The organism is Undibacterium umbellatum (genome assembly GCF_014284125.1).
Lineage (GTDB): Bacteria > Pseudomonadota > Gammaproteobacteria > Burkholderiales > Burkholderiaceae_D > Undibacterium > Undibacterium umbellatum.
The window spans coordinates 186,331-206,043 of record NZ_JACOFX010000004.1; the positions used below are offsets into that span (position 1 = coordinate 186,331).

The 19,713-nt window shown below is 51.5% G+C and carries 14 protein-coding genes and 13 tRNA genes; 12 read left to right on the forward strand and 15 right to left on the reverse strand.

The features are described from left to right. Positions 1-277 precede the first annotated feature (277 nt). Together H8L47_RS10895 and H8L47_RS10900 are read left to right on the forward strand one after the other, a co-directional pair. The gene (locus H8L47_RS10895; protein WP_186953621.1) at positions 278-877 is read left to right on the forward strand and encodes a hypothetical protein; all 600 of its coding nucleotides are present in this window, start codon (positions 278-280) and stop codon (positions 875-877) included. A gap of 250 nt (positions 878-1,127) precedes the next feature. Beyond that, entirely contained in the window at positions 1,128-2,693 is a 1,566-nt protein-coding gene (locus tag H8L47_RS10900; protein WP_186953622.1) for a hypothetical protein, read from the forward strand. Between the two features lie 59 nt (positions 2,694-2,752). Here H8L47_RS10900 and H8L47_RS10905 read toward each other — a convergent pair whose 3' ends face one another. Beyond that, positions 2,753-3,100, reverse strand: coding sequence for a hypothetical protein (locus tag H8L47_RS10905; RefSeq protein ID WP_186953623.1), 348 nt, complete (start codon positions 3,098-3,100; stop codon positions 2,753-2,755). 18 nt (positions 3,101-3,118) lie between these two features. Between H8L47_RS10905 and H8L47_RS10910 the strand changes: the two genes are divergently transcribed. Next, positions 3,119-3,391 carry a hypothetical protein gene (locus H8L47_RS10910; protein ID WP_186953624.1) on the forward strand — a complete coding sequence of 91 codons (273 nt, stop codon included), beginning with the start codon at positions 3,119-3,121 and terminating at the stop codon, positions 3,389-3,391. Positions 3,392-3,409: 18 nt separating this feature from the next. On the opposite strand, the gene H8L47_RS10915 is transcribed toward H8L47_RS10910, so the two are convergent. The 14 genes from H8L47_RS10915 to H8L47_RS10980 form a co-directional block, all read right to left on the reverse strand. Next, positions 3,410-3,493: transfer RNA gene (locus H8L47_RS10915), tRNA-OTHER, on the reverse strand. Positions 3,494-3,573: 80 nt separating this feature from the next. Then, positions 3,574-3,657 (reverse strand) — tRNA-Leu (locus H8L47_RS10920). Positions 3,658-3,695: 38 nt separating this feature from the next. Beyond that, positions 3,696-3,782 (reverse strand) — tRNA-Ser (locus tag H8L47_RS10925). A gap of 14 nt (positions 3,783-3,796) precedes the next feature. After that, a tRNA-Leu gene (locus H8L47_RS10930) sits at positions 3,797-3,881 on the reverse strand. A 25-nt stretch (positions 3,882-3,906) separates the two neighbouring features. Then, positions 3,907-3,981, reverse strand: a tRNA-His gene (locus tag H8L47_RS10935). 132 nt (positions 3,982-4,113) lie between these two features. After that, positions 4,114-4,190: transfer RNA gene (locus H8L47_RS10940), tRNA-Pro, on the reverse strand. 20 nt (positions 4,191-4,210) lie between these two features. Next, positions 4,211-4,285: transfer RNA gene (locus tag H8L47_RS10945), tRNA-Gln, on the reverse strand. Positions 4,286-4,292: 7 nt separating this feature from the next. After that, positions 4,293-4,377, reverse strand: a tRNA-Leu gene (locus H8L47_RS10950). 44 nt (positions 4,378-4,421) lie between these two features. After that, a tRNA-Pro gene (locus tag H8L47_RS10955) sits at positions 4,422-4,498 on the reverse strand. Positions 4,499-4,518: 20 nt separating this feature from the next. Beyond that, a tRNA-Gln gene (locus H8L47_RS10960) sits at positions 4,519-4,594 on the reverse strand. 7 nt (positions 4,595-4,601) lie between these two features. Further along, positions 4,602-4,686: transfer RNA gene (locus H8L47_RS10965), tRNA-Leu, on the reverse strand. A 25-nt stretch (positions 4,687-4,711) separates the two neighbouring features. Next, positions 4,712-4,786: transfer RNA gene (locus H8L47_RS10970), tRNA-His, on the reverse strand. A gap of 131 nt (positions 4,787-4,917) precedes the next feature. Continuing rightward, positions 4,918-4,994, reverse strand: a tRNA-Pro gene (locus tag H8L47_RS10975). A gap of 117 nt (positions 4,995-5,111) precedes the next feature. Continuing rightward, complete coding sequence (locus H8L47_RS10980) at positions 5,112-5,369, reverse strand: hypothetical protein (protein WP_186953625.1); 258 nt, start codon at positions 5,367-5,369, stop codon at positions 5,112-5,114. 454 nt (positions 5,370-5,823) lie between these two features. On the opposite strand from H8L47_RS10980, the gene H8L47_RS10985 reads away from it, so the two are divergent. The 9 genes from H8L47_RS10985 to H8L47_RS11025 all read left to right on the forward strand — a co-directional run bounded on the left by H8L47_RS10985 (position 5,824) and on the right by H8L47_RS11025 (position 19,705). Further along, positions 5,824-8,694, forward strand: a complete 2,871-nt coding sequence (locus H8L47_RS10985; RefSeq protein WP_186953626.1) for a hypothetical protein — start codon at positions 5,824-5,826, stop codon at positions 8,692-8,694. A 7-nt stretch (positions 8,695-8,701) separates the two neighbouring features. Next, complete coding sequence (locus tag H8L47_RS10990) at positions 8,702-10,645, forward strand: hypothetical protein (protein WP_186953627.1); 1,944 nt, start codon at positions 8,702-8,704, stop codon at positions 10,643-10,645. A 128-nt stretch (positions 10,646-10,773) separates the two neighbouring features. Beyond that, positions 10,774-12,372 (forward strand): FAD-binding protein, encoded by a 1,599-nt coding sequence (locus H8L47_RS10995; RefSeq protein ID WP_186953628.1) that lies wholly within the window; start codon positions 10,774-10,776, stop codon positions 12,370-12,372. 684 nt (positions 12,373-13,056) lie between these two features. Next, complete coding sequence (zigA, locus tag H8L47_RS11000) at positions 13,057-14,310, forward strand: zinc metallochaperone GTPase ZigA (protein ID WP_186953629.1); 1,254 nt, start codon at positions 13,057-13,059, stop codon at positions 14,308-14,310. After that, complete coding sequence (locus tag H8L47_RS11005) at positions 14,307-14,828, forward strand: DUF2796 domain-containing protein (RefSeq protein WP_186953630.1); 522 nt, start codon at positions 14,307-14,309, stop codon at positions 14,826-14,828. Before zigA ends, H8L47_RS11005 begins: the two co-directional genes overlap by 4 nt. After that, positions 14,822-15,547, forward strand: a complete 726-nt coding sequence (locus tag H8L47_RS11010; RefSeq protein ID WP_186953631.1) for an ABC transporter ATP-binding protein — start codon at positions 14,822-14,824, stop codon at positions 15,545-15,547. Before H8L47_RS11005 ends, H8L47_RS11010 begins: the two co-directional genes overlap by 7 nt. Then, the gene (locus H8L47_RS11015; protein ID WP_186953632.1) at positions 15,547-16,845 is read left to right on the forward strand and encodes an ABC transporter permease; all 1,299 of its coding nucleotides are present in this window, start codon (positions 15,547-15,549) and stop codon (positions 16,843-16,845) included. Before H8L47_RS11010 ends, H8L47_RS11015 begins: the two co-directional genes overlap by 1 nt. Before the next feature lie 13 nt (positions 16,846-16,858). Next, entirely contained in the window at positions 16,859-17,533 is a 675-nt protein-coding gene (locus H8L47_RS11020) for a DUF3299 domain-containing protein (RefSeq protein WP_186953633.1), read from the forward strand. 87 nt (positions 17,534-17,620) lie between these two features. Continuing rightward, the gene (locus H8L47_RS11025; RefSeq protein ID WP_186953634.1) at positions 17,621-19,705 is read left to right on the forward strand and encodes a TonB-dependent siderophore receptor; all 2,085 of its coding nucleotides are present in this window, start codon (positions 17,621-17,623) and stop codon (positions 19,703-19,705) included. Positions 19,706-19,713: the final 8 nt, after the last annotated feature.

The following is a 19,713-nucleotide window of genomic DNA, read 5'->3' on the forward strand; positions in this document are numbered from 1 at the left end:
GGCTTGCATGTCAATAAATTGCAGCCTCGTTGAGGCATTGCAACAGCTTGCAAATTTCTTCGATTATTTTCATCTCAAGCACTGGCGTCAGGCAATTGTCTGCCTCATAATCCGCGTCCGCCAGAAAAAAGGGGGATCTGACTTGTGCATCTTTTCACAAGAACACCATGCTATTTTCATAGCGCCCTCCTGATCTGGCGTTTGTGTTGACGTTTGCTTTACTAGCTTGTTTCTCATCCACCCCTGATGTTGACGACATCACTTTCCAGGAGTCTCCATGAGTTCTAAAAACGACACATTCTCTTTTTACAGCAAACAGCAAGAACAGCAGACATCAAGCAGGCCGATCCGTTTGCCCACGGAGTCGGGGCAGCGTGACCATCATTGGGCAATGACGCGGATTATCCTGCCGCGCTTCCTGCGTGAAGATGTCGCGGCCGTTTTCACAGAACACTTGCGCCAGGATGGGCGCAAGATGGTGGCAGATACCTGGGACGACTTTGGTCGCAGCACCATCAAGAACCCGTCCGATGTTATCCCCAGTGAAGAGATTGCCGTCTTCATCGACCACACGGCGAAAGGCACCGAGATCATCACGATACAAATGCCCATGCCCCTGTATCGCAATGAAACTTACTTCATGGCCATCGTCTGCCAGGCACCGCCTGACAACTATCGTACTTTCAGCCTGGAATATAGTGTGATGCCGCAAGGGGGCCAGCCATTTACCATGCTGACCGGCATCTGTAATGGCAGCCGCAGCAATTATGGTCCGGGCCCGGCACCGGGGAAAGAGGCATTTATTAATGCAGTCACCAGAATACTCAACGAAGACCAGGCGCCCATGACGACCTTTGATTTGCCAGCAATGCCTTAGTGACTATCAATTTCAGGTAGTAACTCTTCTTGTTTATATAAAGCAGCTTCTTCGACGGATCAGATGCTGTTAGGGCGTGTTGACAGGCAGGGCATGAACAATCGCCCTGCCTGTCACTATTTCATTTCCACAAATGTTTCCATTTGTAATTTTCTGAAACAATTTGACACAATTATGGTGTCAATGTTTTAATCCACGCTTTGATTTTTGGCGAAGCGTCGCTTTGCCTTCCATAACAAGAACGCGCAATATGAAATTTGACTCTTTCAACGCCAAGCCGCAAGGCCAATCGGCCGGGGCTCTCAGCCTGGACGGCTGGGATAAGTCAGAAAGTCAGCCTGAAGTAAGCCATGTGTCATCCAGCCAGCGCGAGTTGACTGGGCATGACATCGCCAATTTGCGTCCCAGGGAGTTTCGTAACGTCAGCCTGGGACTGGAGTTGTATGCGCCAGGTAAGTGGCACGAAACCAAGAATAGCCGCTCCTTACGATTGCATGATATGGCCACTGGCACCAAGCTAAAGGCAAAGGGCTTTGCGCGGCAGGATGTGTCGATAGAAAAATGGGTGGGTATGCGCCTGCCTATGCTGACGAAAGAAATGCCAGAGATGACGCAGGTGGCGAAACCCGTTGCCATTCAGGGCGAGAACTGGGGAAGCCGCGTCCAGGGGATAGTCACAGAATACCAGGGCCGCTTGCCTGGCGATGAGGAAGATAGCCATCTGCTGATATGCTGCCTGCGCACCGACAGCATGTTGATTTCAGTGACCATCAGCGCGCCAACACCAGTGTTTGCCATGAATCGCGCTGTGTACAACTGGATCTTTAGCCGCTGCGACATAGGCATGGCGTTTCCGGTGTTACCGGCGTTACCGGCCAGCACACGCGGGACTGGTGCCCGACATCAGCCTGCGCAAGACTCTTATGATTATGTGGAGTTAGGCAATCTTGCCAGCGGCATGCGCTTACTCAATGTGGCCATGTTGATGTTTGGCGGCATCGTCTGGTCGGTACAGCATTTCCACTTGCGCGGCACGCAAGCTGCGATCATGGTGTTTCCGTTTCTAGCGCTGGTCGCCGTCATGAGTCTATTTGGCTTGATACGCGTGTACCGTGGTGCTGACTGGGGGCGGTCATTTAAAATTATCGTGGGCATCCTGGCTTTTATCCCATTTTTCAATATCCTGGCCGTGCTGGCCATCAATCTGCGCGCCAGAGCTATTCTGCGTGCCGAGGGTTACAAGATAGGTTTACTGGCTTGCAAAGAGGCGATACCAGAATCCAATCATGACATGAGCAATGTCATCATGTTGACGGTCGTGCTGATACTGGCTGAATTTGGCTATGCGTCTTATATGAACAGTCGCTCAAGCGCTGCCCCGGAGTCGGCACTGACAGAACTCTCTGTACCAGGACAGCACTTCAGTATCAGCATGCCCGGCGAGCCTGTCGAGCAACGGCTTGCAGCACACGCCGGGGTCAGCAATCACCATACCTATTTATCGCGTGCTGGCAAGCTCCAGTATGCCATTACGTATTTCGATCTTGCCAGCAAACCAGACGAACCGGGTCTCTTCCTTGAAGGAATAAGGGATGGCATCGTCAGTGATCTTAAAGCCATCGTCATTGAAGATAACACCACCATGCTAAAGGGAAACGCGGGGCGCAGCATGGTCTTGTCTGCCAAGGGAGAGATCAAGAAAGTGACATTTTTCCTGGCTGGAAAAACCGTCTACCTCATCGAGGTAACTGGACCAAAAAGCGAAGAGCATTCACCCAGGATTGCTGCGTTTTTTGAGTCTTTTCATTTGAACTGATGGCGGCAAGAAAAAACAGTACGCACTGGCCAGGCCAGAGTACCGCTTTCTTGTCAGTATCAGTTGATTCTGTGCTGCTCTTTGCAGTCGCCCGGTTGCAGGGCAACTTTCCAGGTGTCGGTGGACAAGTCATTCAATGAACGCGCCTGCGTAGTGAAGACGTAGTCAATCCTGAGCTTTGCTTCCGACAAGGTTTTCATCTTGCCCTTGCAGTAAGCCTGGACCAGCACTCGTTTAAATTCTTCACGCTGTTCGGTAGAGATCTCCCGCTTCCATCCCTCAGTCGAGTACAGGCTGACTGTATGGTCAAAGTATTCTGCCTTCTCAATTTTCACACCGTTCTCAAATTTGATGGGCAGCTTTTCCTGAATACGCTCTACGGCATATTTCGCTTTGGTATCGTTCACTGTGGATTGATAGCCCTCTTGCCCCATACCAAACAAGAATTTTCCAAGAACCACAAGACTAATAAGGAAAATCAAAAAACGCATCAGTATGAGCTTTCAAATAGAATGAGGGAGAGCGCACTGCGCAAAATGCAGCAGCAATGCCCTGCTCTCAATGAGATTGACAGTGGGAGCGAAAGTGAAATGCACGCGCACGCCAATACCAGAGAGGGCCGCATTTTAACAACGATGGGCGTGCAAGAATATAAAAATATTGCAAGCGCCAAGGGCAATGCTAGAACACTTTTCTGACCTGTCATTCCATTTACCTGAAAACGGTGAGATTCGAACTCACGGCCCCCGACAGCGATGCTGTATGTAGACAGGTGCATTGATCCACTCTGCCACGCTTTCAAATTTATTCTGCCACATGCTTTGTAGACGCAAACTCGCTCGCGCACGCATATGCTTTACTGACGCGCTCTTGGTGCTCTTGGTGCGCGTGGTGGGACTCGAACCCACATGCCAGAGGCGCTGGTGTTTAAGACCAGCGTGTATACCAATTCCACCACACGCGCTTTACTTCTGCCCCTTGAACACATACAGAGGCATTAACTGGCGGAAACGGTGAGACTCGAACTCACGGAACCTTTCGGTCCTACTGTCTTCCAGACAGCTGCAATGGCCGCTCTGCCACGCTTCCAAATTTCAACATACTGGTGCGCATGGAGGGACTTGAACCCTCACGCCTTGCGGTACTGGCTTTTGAAACCAGGGTGTCTTCCAATTCCACCACATGCGCATTACTCATTTACCTCAACCTGCTTTGGGGTGACCACCCGGAATCGAACCGGGATAAGCGGAATCACAATCCGCGACTTTCACCGTTAAGCTATGGCCACCCCAAAGCAGGCTGAGTTTTTCTTTCATCGTTACTCATTCCCTATACTGAATTGCAGACAGAAAGCAAATTCAGGGTGTAGAGAACGTCGTGTAAAAACGACGCCCCCTACAGACCGATGCAAGGTTCAAACTGGTCGGAGTGCGAGGATTCGAACCTCGGACCTTCTGCTCCCAAAGCAGTTGCGCTACCAGGCTGCGCCACACTCCGAAAAACTTCACTACTCAAACTGGCAGGGGATCAAGGATTCGAACCTTGGTATGCCGGACTCAAATTCCGGTGCCTGGCCGCTTGGCTAATCCCCTATATAACTGGTGCGCATGGAGGGACTTGAACCCCCAATCCTTTCGGCACTGGTTTCTAAGACCAGCATGTATCCCAATTCCACCACATGCGCATTTATTCATTCACATCACGCAGCATAAAATTGCGCGATTCAACTGGTCGGAGTGCGAGGATTCGAACCTCGGACCTTCTGCTCCCAAAGCAGTTGCGCTACCAGGCTGCGCCACACTCCGAAAAACTTCACTACTCAAACTGGCAGGGGATCAAGGATTCGAACCTTGGAATGTCGGGTTCAAAACCCGATGCCGTCACCGCTTGGCTAATCCCCTGTAAAACTGGTGCGCATGGAGGGACTCGAACCCTCAAACCTTGCGGTACTGGCTTTTGAAACCAGGGTGTCTTCCAATTCCACCACATGCGCAAAATTCATTTACCTCAACCTGCTTTGGGGTGACCACCCGGAATCGAACCGGGATAAGCGGAATCACAATCCGCGACTTTCACCGTTAAGCTATGGCCACCCCAAAGCAGGCTGAGTTTTCTTTCATCGTTACTCAGTTCCTGTCCTGAATTGCAGACAGAAAGCAAATTCAGGGTGTAGAGAACGCCGTGTAAAAACGACGCCCCCTACAGAACGATGCAACGTTCAAACTGGTCGGAGTGCGAGGATTCGAACCTCGGACCTTCTGCTCCCAGGGCAGTAGCGCTACCAGGCTGCGCCACACTCCGATATGACTCACTTGCTTGTTGCAATCTGCAATCAAGCTTAAAAATTCTGCGTTATAAAACCAAAAAGCCCGGTGCGTTAATCGCATCCGGGCTTGTCGCTACAGTTGGCGTACACCTTTAACTGGTGACGTTTCCCTGCGGGGTTTCCCCCCGGATGTTGAGTTGCACGCATGCGCCCAGATGATGCAAGGGCAAGGCGAAGAGCGGGCTGGGTGATGCTGGTTGCGGTTGCAGGGCTGGCTGCGACTGCAGGCCAGCGGCTACAGAAAGGGATGGGGACAAAGGTGCATCCAGCAGCGCTGCACCAGCCTGTGCCATACCCTGCGCGATGAGGCGCAAGTTCTGGTTCAGTTGTTGGAGTAGCGTTGTGTTCACAATATGTCCTGTTCTTTAAGTTTGATGTTTGTATTAAAGCTGTTGTTGCTGTATTCGATGGATGTATCTTGCCACAGCTTTTTGAATAAAACAAGCATCTGATGACGATTTTATTCAATTAATGTTTTATTTTTTCTACAGGCGAGCATTTTTACATAATGAAGAGAGGCTAACAAACCTGACGCCTCGCCATGAAATAGACTGACTTCATTAAATATTATGCTAGACTAATTAACATTAATTTGATCGTTGCTGATGCTTGGAACTTGCAATGGGCCCCCGCTCTTCTGCATACCTCTACAGGAGAAAACTGGAAGGGTAATGCATGAAAACACTGCGTAAGACCTTCAATATCAAGCTCAAGCGCGTTCATGATGCGCCATTTCTCATTGCTGTAGTCCGTATCAAAAATCTGCTCATGGTTTCTCACTTTTAGTAAAGTTAAGGGGTTGTTATGTCAGGCAAAAAACTAAGCGATTTGACGAAATATATAGGGGTACTGCCCTATGCCAGTGAACTACTGGGTGTGTATCAACCCCTGCTGGGCTGGAAGTCAAAAAGAAAAGGGAAACGTCATGCGCGTTTGCTGGAGCGTGAAAAGTCTATTACGCTCAATGAGGCATTAAAACAAGTTCAGGGCAGTTACAAGTTCTTGCAACAAGAAGGCAATCCTGCAGCTTTTTTGGCGAACAGGCCGGCACAAAGCACGATCAAAAATTTGATAGAAATCAACGTAGGTAGCGTTCAGAACCCGGTTGTCTCACCAAACCAAAGCAGCTTTCTCCTCAGTGCATTAAGCAGCGCGTTCGCTGATCGGCTTGCGAATGTCGATGCAGGTGATTTGGAAAACAAATTTATTGACGCGTGTGATCTGCTCATTCATGCCGATGCGCTTAAAGAAACCTTAAACAGCCAGGATGAACATGGCGTACTAAGCAATGTGATCAACGCCGCCAGCCAATCTTTTGAGGGCGAACAGAATATAAGCGATGAAATGAAGCGGCAAGGCTTTTCAAGCTTGCTGGAGCATGAGTCCAAAGTAGCCGGAATGCTGTTGTACTTAAAAGAGAAAAAGCAGTTTGACACACTCAAAAGTCTGTTTTTAAAAAACAACTCAGGGCCATTTGAAAATTTGAATTTTCACTCGCTGGGTGAGCTTTTCTTTGACCGCACTCAAGCCAGCATCAAGGAAAAAGCAGAGGCAATCAGTTTATCGCCTATCGGTTTGGTGCATTTATTCAGGCAGTATTTCTTTGAACTGGATACCTTTTTAGGTACGCCCATAGAGCACATCTGGCTTAGCCCTGCCGCCTCCGCCGAATTAATTGAAGTGTCGAGCAAGCGTATCCTGACTGAGAGATCGACCGAATTTTCGACCGAGACCTTATTTAAAAGTGAGCTGGAGAAAAAGTCTGATGAAGAAATGAGTGATTTGGTCAGGGAAAGCAACAGGCAAGATATTAAATTTGGCGCGAGTGTGACAGCCTCGTATATGTCTGTCACTGCAAGCTCTAATTTTGATTACGCGCAATCTCAGGAAGAAGCCAGAGAATCCACCCATAAGCGCACACGCCAGCAGAGTGAAAAAATCAGCCAGGAATTAAAGCAAACTTATAAAACCACCTTCAAGACTGTCATCGAATCGAATGACACTCACAGCAAGCGTTACATACTGGCCAACAATACAGCGCAACTCATTAATTATGAAATGCGCCGAAAAATGCGGCAAATTGCGATACAAGTGCAAGACATAGGCACTTACTTGTGCTGGGAAACTTTTGTCGACGAACCAGGCAAGCAGTTGGGATTAGCGAATCTTGTCCACATTGCGAGCGATGAGTCGCTGAGCAAAATACACGACCCGGAAAAAATTATTCTGCCTGAATCAATTGATGTTCCCAGTGAAATCAGTTACCCCTGGCGAATCACAGAATTACCTAACGGGGTACATATCTTGAAACTCATTCCTGTCATCCCGCCAAGACAGGATTATATCCTCAGCCAGTGGACCCTGGATTTAATGAACGGCCCTCCATGGGATTTCAAAATCATAGAAAGAGCCGCAATCGTTGTGGACGGTGAGAAGCGCATTACTGAGCTGGCTTTTGTCCTGGACATTCACAATGACGATGGAATTGAAGACGACAGAAGTTATGATTTTAAATTCAAATGTTCAATTCGTTATGTTCCATCAAAAGCCGCGATTCAAAAAAACAAGGAGGACAATGATGCGCTGATCAACAAGACGACGGAAGAGCGCAGCCTTGCAGCAAAAGAAGACTTCATAAAGAAAGTGCGTGAACGGATTAAGCTTTCGTCAGAGATCAGGCCGAGAAAAAATGAGGATTTGCGCGAAGAGGAACGCATTATCATTTATCGCAATCTCATCAAATCTTTAATGCATGAAGACAATTACCAGCGAGGAGAGAGCGCAGAAGAGCTGGCAGTGCGCCACAATTTGTCCGAGTACCTCAACTCGCTCTTTGATATTGACAAGATGCTCTATTTTGTCGCCCCGGAATGGTGGAAGCCCTCCGTCCATCATGGCCAGTTTGTGGGCACCGCGCCACTGAATAGAGAAGGCACCGCCACCACTGTGGCGAACAACACGGGGCAGGCTGCATGGAGGGCACATTTTGCCTCTCCGCTGAGCATCATTCAGCCCGTTAAACGCAACAACGAAACCCAGATCAACTCTGCGTATCTCGCCAATTGGTCAAGTAATGAACAACGTAGCGATAATTATCTCATTACTGAAGAGTCAGCCCCTGCCCCTTTGGGCGCGTCTTTGGGCTGGCTCATGCAATTGGATGGAGATAATATGCGTAACGCTTTTTTAAATGCTCCCTGGGTCAAAGCCGTCATGCCTATACGGCCCGGCAAGGAGAAGGAAGCCCTCGCCTGGTTAAGAAGTGCCAACGTCGAAGGCATTGATGGCCTCGATGCGATGACAGAAACGCTGGATGAAAACAATGTTCCCATGAGTATTGAGCAATCCATTAATCAACTCATTGATAAACTCAATAAGAAACATGAATATCAAAAAGCGAATCAGGCTTTTGGCAAGAAAGAACTGGCAGATGAACTTGATGAGGCCGGCAATCCAGTAGTGATCGACGACAGGGACAAAGTACTGTCACGCCCCATTAACAAGGTGTTTGAGCACGGTTTTTATCCTTTGCAAAATAGTTTTGCGTTTAAACCAGGTGCAGAAGAAGATACCCCGTATTTTGATGTGTTCGATCAATGGATAGAAATTGTTCCTACCGATCAGATTGTGCCTGTTGCCGTTGAGTACGACCCAAAAACAGGCAGAATGAAGTAAGCACATCATGGGCAAGCCAACTATTCCAACGCCCATCAAGCCTGGCCCTGGGTCTATTGTGCAACCCAGCCAGGCAGCAAGCCCCGCACCACCAGAAATAGCGGCTCCTTATACGATCCCTGCCCCGCGTACTACAAACAGGCAAGCCACCGAGACCGCCTTGCGCTCATTGCTGGATGCCAATCTGCTGATAGAGCGGGCTAAGATCGTCACGCCTGCCGATATTGGGCGTCTGCAAGCGGAGTTAGGTATTCAAAATTACCCGGTTGAAGCACGCATCAAATTTTATTTTAACGCCATTGAAGCGCATCGAAGTCGCTACACAGGTGATATTGATAATCTTTATGAATTACTCGCCTTCGAATTCAACGCTTTAGCCGATGAACATGCTTTTCCTTTTCTTGAGAGTTTGCTGAGGACGGGTATCGACAAAGTTAAAAAGATGAAAGACGTGGCAGAACAATCGCCCGTCGTTGGACAAAACGCACGTTGGACTGGTGTTTTAAAACTACTTTTGAATTATGAAAAACAGGGTGCCAATCTTCGCTCTGCAAATGCCAGTTCATCGCAAACAGAATCTCCATGGCTGGTTCACTGGAACCGCGCCAAATTTCTGGTCGAAAAAGATAGGATCATCCCCGCCGAAACACAAGCCAGGTTATTCAAATACGATCAACACAGCTCCTATGGAGGCTATCCAGATGCTGACCCCCAACCACAGGCAGTAGGCTCGCATGAACTCAAGGAATTGGTATGGGAAGAATTCAAAAGTGAAGGTTCATGCGCATCCATTAATATCTTGGATGGTGCCATATTTACCTGGGGACGAGGTTTTGCTGGCTTAGGCGGTGGCTTACTCTCTTTACTGGCTAAAATGTATGCCGACCCTGATTTTCAACATCTGTTTCAAGCTGTTGGCATTCAAGTTTTGCAAATTTCCATAAAAAAAGTCAAAAGCGATGTCTTGCATATCGTCACCAGCGATGGTGCAATACAAGGCAAGGATGCCTTGGTGTGGAATTACATCAAAAGTAATCGCGCGCTCATTCTCTTTTTTATTGCCTTGGGCGAAATGAAGGTAATGCCTTTGCAACTCAGCAAGACTCAGGATTACTACAGGCAAAAAAACGTTGATCTACAATTTGCAGAAATATGTAATAGGAACCCCATTTTCAAAGTTCCCGACGCACAACTCGCACTTTGGAAGCAAGACTTTGCCTATAACCCGGCGCTGAATAACGCCGGTGATAGCGAAGTTCAAAAGAAAAACGCTGCGGCCAAGAGCAGTTACGAGTGCTATGTTCGATTCCTGGCCCATCTATTTCATTGGCTGCCTGTCTTTGGACAAGATGCCGTGCGAAGTAAAGAAAACAAACAACCCAAGCTTTTTTCATTAAATATTCTCAAAGATGAGAATGGGCAATACTACAAGGCCAGCATACACAATACCTTGTTGCAATTTGCAGATAGGGCAGCGGATGACCCTATCAACCAGGCCTGGACGGACATAGGTGGACTAGCGCCGAATGAGCAGATTAAAATTTTTTACAACAGCCTGAAAAAAACCAGAACAGTGCTGGATGAAAACGGCAATACTGGCCCAAAGAAAAAACAAACCAATGTCGCCCCGCTTATTATGGATAGTGGCCATTTTCCTGTTTTTGGGCTACGACGGAATAAAAATGCAAGCCCTCTTGAAAGCGGACCAGTTAACGCGTTCATAGCGCAAGGTTTGACTAACGGTAAGGTTATTGAGTTTTCTACGATTGAACTGTTTGATAACGCGAAGCCAGAATTAGGGTATCAAGTTAACGAGCTAAAAACCGGGCGAGTCATTAAGTTGAATCGAATGGAATTTCAGGGGGCTGCGATTTACTACAAATTTTCGCCCCCAAAAAAGTCTGGCGATCATCCTACTATTACGGGTGGTTATGTCATCAAAGCTATTTAGGAATGATCGAACACAGACAGTGCAAAGCGTGCTTTGCATGTGTTAATACTATCCCCTTGAGTGAATATGAACATAAAGACTGCCATCATTCAAGTCATCACCACTTGCATCCAACCACGGAGTAAGCCATGCCACAAAACAGCGCAGACAATACCAAACCCGCCTCCCCTCTCTGGAAAAACTGGAGTCAGAATCTGTTTTACCAGGGCGACAATTATTACTACACACCACGCACGCGTGCAGAATTGCAAACCATCGTCACCAATGCCGCAGCACAGAACAAGCAGCTACGTGTGTCCGGCCAGCGCCACTCGCAAACCCCGCTGGTGGCCAGCAGTGAAACACCTGCCAGTGGTGTCGTCATCGTCGATCTGTCTTGCTATGCCGACCTGGGTCGCGAAGGGGATCAGCGCATGCAGATCAACAGCGACGGCAAAAGCGTCACCGTGAATACGGGTGTACGTGAAGATGAACTTGACGCTTTCCTGACACAAAACAAACTGATGCTGCAAACCGTGACTGCTGGCGGCTTTTTCAGCCTTGGTGGCATGACCGCGGTGGACGTGCATGGTGCGACTGTACAGGCACCTATCTTTGCCGAGACCGTGACTGCCTTTGCCATCATGGGGCCCAGCGGTATCGTCAACACCATTGATGCGAATACGCCCAAAGTAGGTGCCTGGTCACCACTGCAATTTGCCCGCGTGTCACTCGGTGCCCTGGGTGTCGTCACAGCCGTGACCATCAGCGTCATGCCACGCCCTTTTGCCAACTGCCTGAGCGCCGGCATCACTGATTATGTCTGGGAAAACGCTGCCAACTTTGGTGCTGGCCTGTCTGCCTTGCTGGCATCCAAATCCAGGGTGGAAACCTTCTTCAACCCCTATGCACTGAGCGGCACCAGCAACTTTACGGCGGCCTGGTGGAATGTGGAAAGCGGCTCAGGTGCAGCCCCTACCCCGGAACCAACACCAGACGCCTGCCAACTGGCAAAGAAAGACGAATTTGGCGCACCGTATTTACCCTTTGGTGAAGACCTGGCCGAAGACGCCGCCATCTATGCGCAAAGCTTTGATGCGCCAATAGTCGGTACCGCTGCGGCGGCTCTGATCACCTCGACGGCGATCTCCGTCATCAAGGGTGAGGTCAAGGCCGCTGCGCAAAAGAATTCTGACCTGTGGCTGGGCGATGCTGCCAGAGTCATCTTCATGTCTTATTTTATCGAACTGCCTGACCTGGGTGCCAGCAGCTTATCCACAGTATGGGGTGCATTAAAGTCAGTCAGCGACAAGGTCAACAAGAGCAGCAACTTTCACATCGCCGCACCAATGGAATTTCGTTTCATCAAGGGTGGCAACACTGCCATGGCAGGCACCTATACCAGCAATGCCGAGGCTTATTTCGTCAACCTCGATTTGATCGCCTTCGTCGCCGTGCATGAAGACAAAAGCGGACTCGACTACCCCACCAAGCTGTTGAACTTTTTTGCCGAAGTCGAAAGCGAATGGGTCGCCCTCGGTGGCTGGCCCCACAATGGCAAAATGTATGGCTTCTATGACCCCGCCACCGGCCCTGCGGCAGCAACGCAGCCCTTCAACCCTGCTTTCATCAAGCAGTTACGCAGCCGCCGCAAGGAGCGCGTGCAAGCCTTTGATGATTATCGCCAGAGTTGTGACCCTACCGGGATGTTTATTAATCCTTATGTGGCGAGACTGGTGGGAGAGTAATGGCTGCGGCGTCAAATTCTGCCTCCTGATATGTTGATGACAGGTCAGCATCGACCGAATGCCGAGCCTGGCAGTCATTGGATAGACATACGGCGCATTGTTCGCCGTATGTCTGCAAGGTTCCCGGCATGGATTATTAGCCCTGAGTCCTGTCAACCCATGCGGCGCATGGCGATGCGCCCTACTTTGCGGATGTTCAAAACACCGCTGCGACGCAACCACCATCAAGCTTTCCATTCACTGACACTCAGATTCATTGCAACAGTGTTGCAAAACAATTTGAATTACTTTATGATTCTGGAAATGCAATTGTGTTGCAAATAAATTTTCCGCTGTAGATCATGTGTTTCCAGACGCATGGTTGATGCTGCCTGCATGTTTGACGAACTGCATTCTAATTTGCTTGCGAATCGGCGTGCGAATTTGCGTGCTGATCTGCCTGATGTTCAGCGCCGCGTGCGCGTCCATGCAAGCGCTACGCAAAGCTGGAAAATTGTGGAATACCTTGATACGTGCAGACTGAAACCAGTCTGTTTTTTTAAGTAAATAATGCAACAAAGTTGCATTTAACAATATGACCAGGGCTGGATATCCCACCTGATAACACAAAAACCGCTGCCCCTGATTTGTCATCGAATACCACTACTGCACCCGCCACCACCTATCCCCGACACAGGACTCATCATGCCGACTACCCAGCTTTTGCCCGTGACCGTACTCTCAGGTTTTTTGGGTGCAGGTAAAACCACCCTGCTCAATCACATCCTCAACAACCGTGAAGGCAAGCGCGTGGCTGTCATTGTCAATGACATGTCCGAGGTGAATATCGATGCAGACCTGGTGCGGCAAGGTGGGGCTGAATTGTCGCGGGCGGACGAGAAGCTGGTGGAGATGAGCAATGGCTGCATTTGCTGCACCCTGCGGGAAGACTTGCTGATAGAAATCCAGCGGCTCGCCAGTGAGCAGCGTTTTGATTATCTGCTCATAGAATCAACCGGCATATCCGAACCCATGCCGGTGGCCGAGACCTTTACTTTCCGTGATGAAGATGGTCGCAGCCTGTCTGACATTGCGCGGCTCGACACCATGGTCACGGTGGTGGATGCCTATAACTTCTTGCGCGACTATGCCTCGGGTGACAGCCTTAACCAGCGTGGCACCTCCATGGGTGAAGAGGATGAACGCACTGTGGTTGATCTGCTGGTGGAGCAGATAGAGTTTTGCGATGTCATCGTGCTTAACAAGGCCGACATGGTCAGTGCTGATGAGTTTGAGAGGCTGAGCCAGATCTTGCGTGCGTTAAACCCGCGAGCCGATATCGTGCCTTGCAGTTTTTCCAATGTGCCACTGGACCGGGTTTTGAACACAGGCCGCTTCAATTTTGAACAGGCATCTGCCGCACCAGGCTGGCTCAAAGAGCTGCGCGGCGAGCATGTGCCTGAGAGCGAAGAATATGGCATACGCAGCTTTGCCTATCGCGCGCGCAGACCGTTTCACCCGCAGCGTTTCTGGTCTTGCATACACCAGGGCTTTGCGGGTGTGGTGCGATCAAAAGGTTATTTCTGGCTGGCGACGCGTATGGATATCGCTGGCGAATGGTCGCAGGCAGGCGGTATTTGCCGTCACCATCAAGCGGGCTTGTGGTGGTCTGCCGTCAACAAGGCAGAGTGGCCGCAGGATGCAGACTATCAGCAGCATATTTTAAGCAAATGCATAGAACCCTATGGTGACCGCCGCCAGGAACTGGTGTTCATCGGTGTGGACATGGATCAGGCGGCGATAGAAGCGATGCTGGATGCCTGTCTGCTGACAACGGCCGAAATGACAGAGGGAGCAGTGCAGTGGATCAGCTATGCCGACCCGTTTCCATCGTGGATGAAAGTGGATGACAGCGATGATGACGATACGATCTCACAGCACATGGAAGTAACAGCATGAACAAACTGATCCAGATCATTTTTCTAAGCTTATTGCAAGCAGTAGCAACCAGCAGCACCGCCCATGAAGCCCATGTACACGGCAGCGCCACGGTATTGCTGGCGCAGGATGGCAACAGACTGACGCTGGAATTTGACAGCCCGCTGGATAACCTGCTGGGCTTTGAACATGCGCCGCGAACGGACAAGCAAAAACAGGCAGCCAGGGCTTTGCTTGATATCATGCAAAAACCAGACACCTTATTGAAGCTCAATGCCGAGGCAGATTGCCAGCTCACCACCGTGAAGGTAGTTGCTCCTGTGCTGCAAGCTGCAGCGGCTACGGCGTCTAAGGATGAACATGCGAATCTTCATGCTGAATATGAATATAGCTGCACCAAAGCCGCAGCATTAAAATCGCTGCACCTGAGTCTGTTTGATGCTTTCCCTGCGATACACAAAGTCGATGCGCAAATGGCTGGTGCGCGCGGGCAAGTGGCGGCAACGCTAACGCCGAAACAACGCACGCTGACATGGTGATGTCTGCAATAGAAAAAGACAGCAGCCCCGCGCTGAGCCTGAGCAACGTGCTGTTCCGCTGGCAGGGCGGGCAGGCAGCTTGTCTGGACATAGAGCACTTTAGTATCAGCAAGGGTGAAAGCGTGTTCCTGTACGGCCCCAGCGGCAGTGGCAAGAGCACGCTGCTGTCGCTGGCGGGTGGCATCATCACGCCGCAGCGTGGGCAGATCACGGTGCTGGGCAGTGATCTGGGTAGCTTGTCTGGCGCAGCGCGTGACCGTTTCCGGGTGGATCATGCGGGATTTATTTTCCAGCAGTTCAACCTCATCCCTTATCTGTCGATGCTCGAGAATGTCTTGCTGCCCTGCCGCCTGTCGCAAAGGCGGCAGCAACGTGCCAGTGCAGCGCATGGCAGCACGCGTGAGGCGGCAATGGCTTTACTGAATACTTTGGGGCTGGATGCCGACCTGTACCAGCGCCATGTCACAGGACTTAGCATAGGCCAGCAACAGCGCGTGGCTGCGGCGCGTGCGCTGATCGGCCAGCCAGAAATCATCATCGCTGATGAACCTACGTCGGCACTGGATGCCGACAGGCAAAGAGACTTTATCGCGCTGATCTTGGAGCAATGCGTCAGCCATGGCAGCAGCCTGTTGTTTGTCAGCCATGACCACAGACTGGCCAGCCAGTTTAGCCGCGAACTGGATTTGCAAAAAATTAACCGCGTGGAGCATCACTGATGTTTTCGCAGCTATTTTCGCAGTTATTTTATTTCTTGCGACTGGCAGGCAAGAGCGCCTGGAACCGCCGCCTGACCCTGGGCCTGATGCTGTTTGTCATTAGCCTCTCGGTTTGCCTGTTGCTGGCGGTAGAGAGGCTGCGCAATGATGCGCGCGAGAGTTTTTCGCATGCCGTCTCTGGCACTGATCTTGTCGTAGGTGCGCGTACCAGCCCGGTGCAACTGATGCTGTACGCGGTGTTTCGCATTGGTGCGGCGACCAATAATATTGCCTGGCAAAGTTACCAGGATTTGCTGCAAGACCCGGCGGTGGCCTGGGCCGTGCCGCTGTCGCTGGGTGACTCGCATCGCGGCTTTGCGGTGGTGGGTACCACGCCAGATTACTTCAGCCGCTTTCGCTATGGTGATGCACAAGGCTTGCAACTGCGGGCGGGCCAAGCCTTTGGCGAGAGTGCAGACCATTTGTTTGCTGCCGTCATAGGGGCGGATGTGGCAGACAATCTGGGCTACCAGGTCGGCTCAAAAATCACGCTCAGTCATGGTACTGGCGATGCTGCGCTGGCTGAACATGCCGACAAGCCTTTCAAGGTAGTAGGCGTGCTGGCGCGCACCGGTACGCCGGTAGATAGCAGCGTGCATATCAGCCTGCAATCCATGCAGGCTATTCATCTTGACTGGCAGGGTGGTGCGCCTGTACCGGGCTTTTCTATCGCGGCAGAACATGCGCGCAAGTTTGATTTGCAACCAAAAGAAATCACCGCTGTGCTGGTGGGCCTGCACAAGCGCAGCATGGTGTTTCGCTTGCAGCGGCAGATCAACACTAAAAATGGAGAAGCCTTGCTGGCCGTGCTGCCGGGTGTGGCGCTTGATCAGTTGTGGCAAGTCATCAGCATCGTTGAGCGGGTCTTGCTGGCGATGTCTTCGCTGCTGGTGGTACTGGGCAGTGCAGGCTTGCTGGCGGTGATGCTGGCGAGCCTGAATGAGCGCAGGCGTGAACTGGCGATTCTGCGTTCTGCCGGTGCTGGGCCGGGACATCTGTTTTTGATGCTGATGGCAGAGAGCCTGGGCCTGACCATCGCCGGGGCTATCAGCGGCCTGCTCCTGCTCGATGTGCTGACGCTGGCAGGCAAGGACTGGGTACAGATGCATTACGGCATCCTCATCCAGTCTGGCCTCATCAATGCCACAGAAATCCCGCTGCTGGGCATGGTGGTGCTCATGGGCATGCTGGCCAGCCTGATACCTGCCTGCCTGGCTTACCGAAATTCCCTGGCCGATGGCTTGACACCGCGTCTGTAGAAAAAGGATCTCCATGAAACAAAGAAAAAATTCGCGCTTTGCTTACCAGTTCTGGCTGGGCTGCGCCTGCTGTATTTTATTCATGCTGACTGCCTGGTTGCTGATGACAGCCAAGGCTGCGGAACCCGCCGGGCAATACAAGCTGGGGGACAGGCTGCCACAGAATAAGGTTGTAGCCGCGCCGCCCAAGCCAGTTACACCAAAAACACCAGCCACGCCCGCCGCAAGTGAAAGCTACAAAGAGATACGGTGGGAAGCCCTGATTCCCAAGAACTGGGACCCCAGCAAGGATTTCAAGAACCTGGACATGAACTTCCTCAACGACAGCGACCCACGCGCCATGGCCGCCCTGCAAACCATGCGCGAAGCCTGGGACAAGGCACCGGTTGAGGCCAGCCTCAATGGTACGCGCATCAAGATCCCCGGCTTCATCGTGCCGCTGGACGGCGAACGCGGCAAATTGCGCGAATTTTTACTCGTCCCCTACTTCGGCGGCTGCATCCACACCCCGCCGCCACCTGCCAACCAGATCATCGATGTCGTGCTCGACAAGCCCGCCAAGATACAGATGATGGATGCGGTATGGGTCAGCGGCGTGCTGGAAACCATCCGTAGTGATACCTCCATGGGCAGTGCGGGGTATCGCCTCAAGGGGGTGAAGGTGGAGGCTTATGTTTATCCGAAGTAGCTTATCCGAACCAGCGCAGGTTAGGCCAACCTACGCCCTATTCAACCTCCGTCCCCAAATCAATTTTTCAATTTCCTCAGGAATCCCATGCATTACAAACACCTCACCCTGCTCATCGCCGCCGCATACCCCGTGCTCACCCACGCCCAGGAACAAACCCAAAGCGAAGTCCTGATCAAAGCCCAGAGACAAAACTACCGCAGCATCTCCGCCACCGGTGCCACCAAGACCGATGCCTTGCTGGCAGACCTGCCGCAAAGCGTGCGGGTATTGACGGCTGATCTGCTCAAGGACAATGGCGTGACCAGCCTCAACAATGCGCTGGACTTGACGAGTGGCATTGCGCGCCAAAGCAATCTCGGTGGTTTGTGGGACAGCTATGCCATGCGCGGTTTTACCGGCGACCCCAATTTTGGGTCTGACTATATGGTCAATGGTTTCAGTTCCAGCCGTGGTTACAATGGTTTGCGCGATACTGCGAGTACACAATCCATAGAGATATTGAAAGGGCCATCGTCTGCACTATATGGCCGTGGCGAACCCGGCGGCACGGTGAATATCATGACCAAGAAACCGCGCTTCAAGCCTGCCTATGATGTTGACCTGACGCTGGCCAGCCACCAGACTTACCGTATTGCTGCTGACCTGACCGGGCCAGTCAGCGAGACCATCGCCTACCGCATCAATGCGGCGGCAGAACAGGGTAACAGCTACCGCGACACCATCAGCAGCAAGCGCAGCTTTGTCTCGCCCTCGCTGGTGTGGCTGATCGGTGAGCGCACTACCCTGTCGTATGAACTCGAAGCCAGTGAACAAAAAACACCATTCGACCGTGGCGTGCTGGCCGTGAATGGCAAGCTGGGCCTGATACCCAATTCACGCTTTCTGGGTGAGCCAGGGGACGGCCCGATGACGGTAAAGTCACTGGGGCATCAGGTGTTTGTGCAACATGATTTCAACCAGCAATGGTCGCTGCAAAGTGGCTTGTCTTACCGCGACAGTGCGCTCAGCGGTTACTCCACCGAGGCAAACAATCTGCTGGCAGATGGGCGCACCTTGCGCCGCCAGCGCCGCTACCGTGATTTTTCTGCGACGGACAAATCTGCGCGGGTGGAACTGGTCGGCAAATTTGACACTGCTGGCATCAAACACCATGTGCTGCTGGGTGTGGATACCTACCAGTTTGATGACAGCCGCGTGCAGTTGCGCCGCAATCCATCAGCCACCAATGCCTATGCGATCGATATCTACAATCCTGTGTATGGCAAAACTGCCGACCCGCTGACGCTGTCGATCAACACCCTGGAGAACCAGCGTGCGCAAGGGTTTTACCTGCAAGACCAGCTTGATCTTGGGGCGCAATGGAAGGCACTGCTGGGCCTGCGCAGTGACCACTATGACCAGACGCTGACTAATTACCGCGCGTCCGTCGCCAGCAGCCAGTCACTCAGTGCCACCAGCCCGCGTGCTGGCCTGGTGTATCAACCCGTGAAAGGCATATCGCTGTATGCCAATGTGGCAAAAGGTTTTAGACCGAATAGCGGCATCAGCATCAGCAACACCGCCTTCCCGGCAGAAGAAAGCCGCTCCTATGAAGTGGGCCTCAAGTTTGATACACCAGACAACAAGACCAGCGCCACTCTTGCGCTGTACCGTATCAAGAAAAGCAATGTGCTGACCACCAACCCGGCCAATACTGATTTCTCGATTGCGGCAGGTGAAGTGGGCAGTAAGGGGCTGGAGCTGGATGTGGCGGGCGACATCGCCAATGACCTGCGCCTGTCTGCCGCCTATGCCTATACCGATGCAACCGTCACCAAGGGCGACAACACTATCATCACTGGCAGCCGTTTCCCGAATGTGGCCAAACATAGCGCCAACCTCATTCTGAGCCAGTTATTCAACATAGGCACAGCCAGAGCCAGCGTCGGTGCGGGCATCAATTATGTGGGAGAACGCCTGGGTGACGTGGCGGTGTCTTCGAACTTTATGCTGCCCGCCTACACCACAGTGAAACTGATGTCTTCTTACAGCCCCAGCAAAGCCACGCGGGTGTCGCTGAATGTGGATAATCTGTTCAACAAGCGCTATTACGCCAGTTCATATAGCCAGTTGTGGGTGGCACCTGGTACAGAGCGCAGCGTGAGTCTCACCCTGCATCAACAGTTTTGATGGTGTTG

Bases quoted from the DNA above. Each gene is read 5' to 3' on its own strand.
- H8L47_RS10895 (WP_186953621.1), top strand. From the start codon at position 278: ATGAGTTCTAAAAACGACACATTCTCTTTTTACAGCAAACAGCAAGAA.
- H8L47_RS10900 (WP_186953622.1), top strand. From the start codon at position 1,128: ATGAAATTTGACTCTTTCAACGCCAAGCCGCAAGGCCAATCGGCCGGG.
- H8L47_RS10985 (WP_186953626.1), top strand. From the start codon at position 5,824: ATGTCAGGCAAAAAACTAAGCGATTTGACGAAATATATAGGGGTACTG.
- H8L47_RS10990 (WP_186953627.1), top strand. From the start codon at position 8,702: ATGGGCAAGCCAACTATTCCAACGCCCATCAAGCCTGGCCCTGGGTCT.
- H8L47_RS10995 (WP_186953628.1), top strand. From the start codon at position 10,774: ATGCCACAAAACAGCGCAGACAATACCAAACCCGCCTCCCCTCTCTGG.
- zigA (WP_186953629.1), top strand. From the start codon at position 13,057: ATGCCGACTACCCAGCTTTTGCCCGTGACCGTACTCTCAGGTTTTTTG.
- H8L47_RS11005 (WP_186953630.1), top strand. From the start codon at position 14,307: ATGAACAAACTGATCCAGATCATTTTTCTAAGCTTATTGCAAGCAGTA.
- H8L47_RS11010 (WP_186953631.1), top strand. From the start codon at position 14,822: ATGGTGATGTCTGCAATAGAAAAAGACAGCAGCCCCGCGCTGAGCCTG.
- H8L47_RS11015 (WP_186953632.1), top strand. From the start codon at position 15,547: ATGTTTTCGCAGCTATTTTCGCAGTTATTTTATTTCTTGCGACTGGCA.
- H8L47_RS11020 (WP_186953633.1), top strand. From the start codon at position 16,859: ATGAAACAAAGAAAAAATTCGCGCTTTGCTTACCAGTTCTGGCTGGGC.
- H8L47_RS11025 (WP_186953634.1), top strand. From the start codon at position 17,621: ATGCATTACAAACACCTCACCCTGCTCATCGCCGCCGCATACCCCGTG.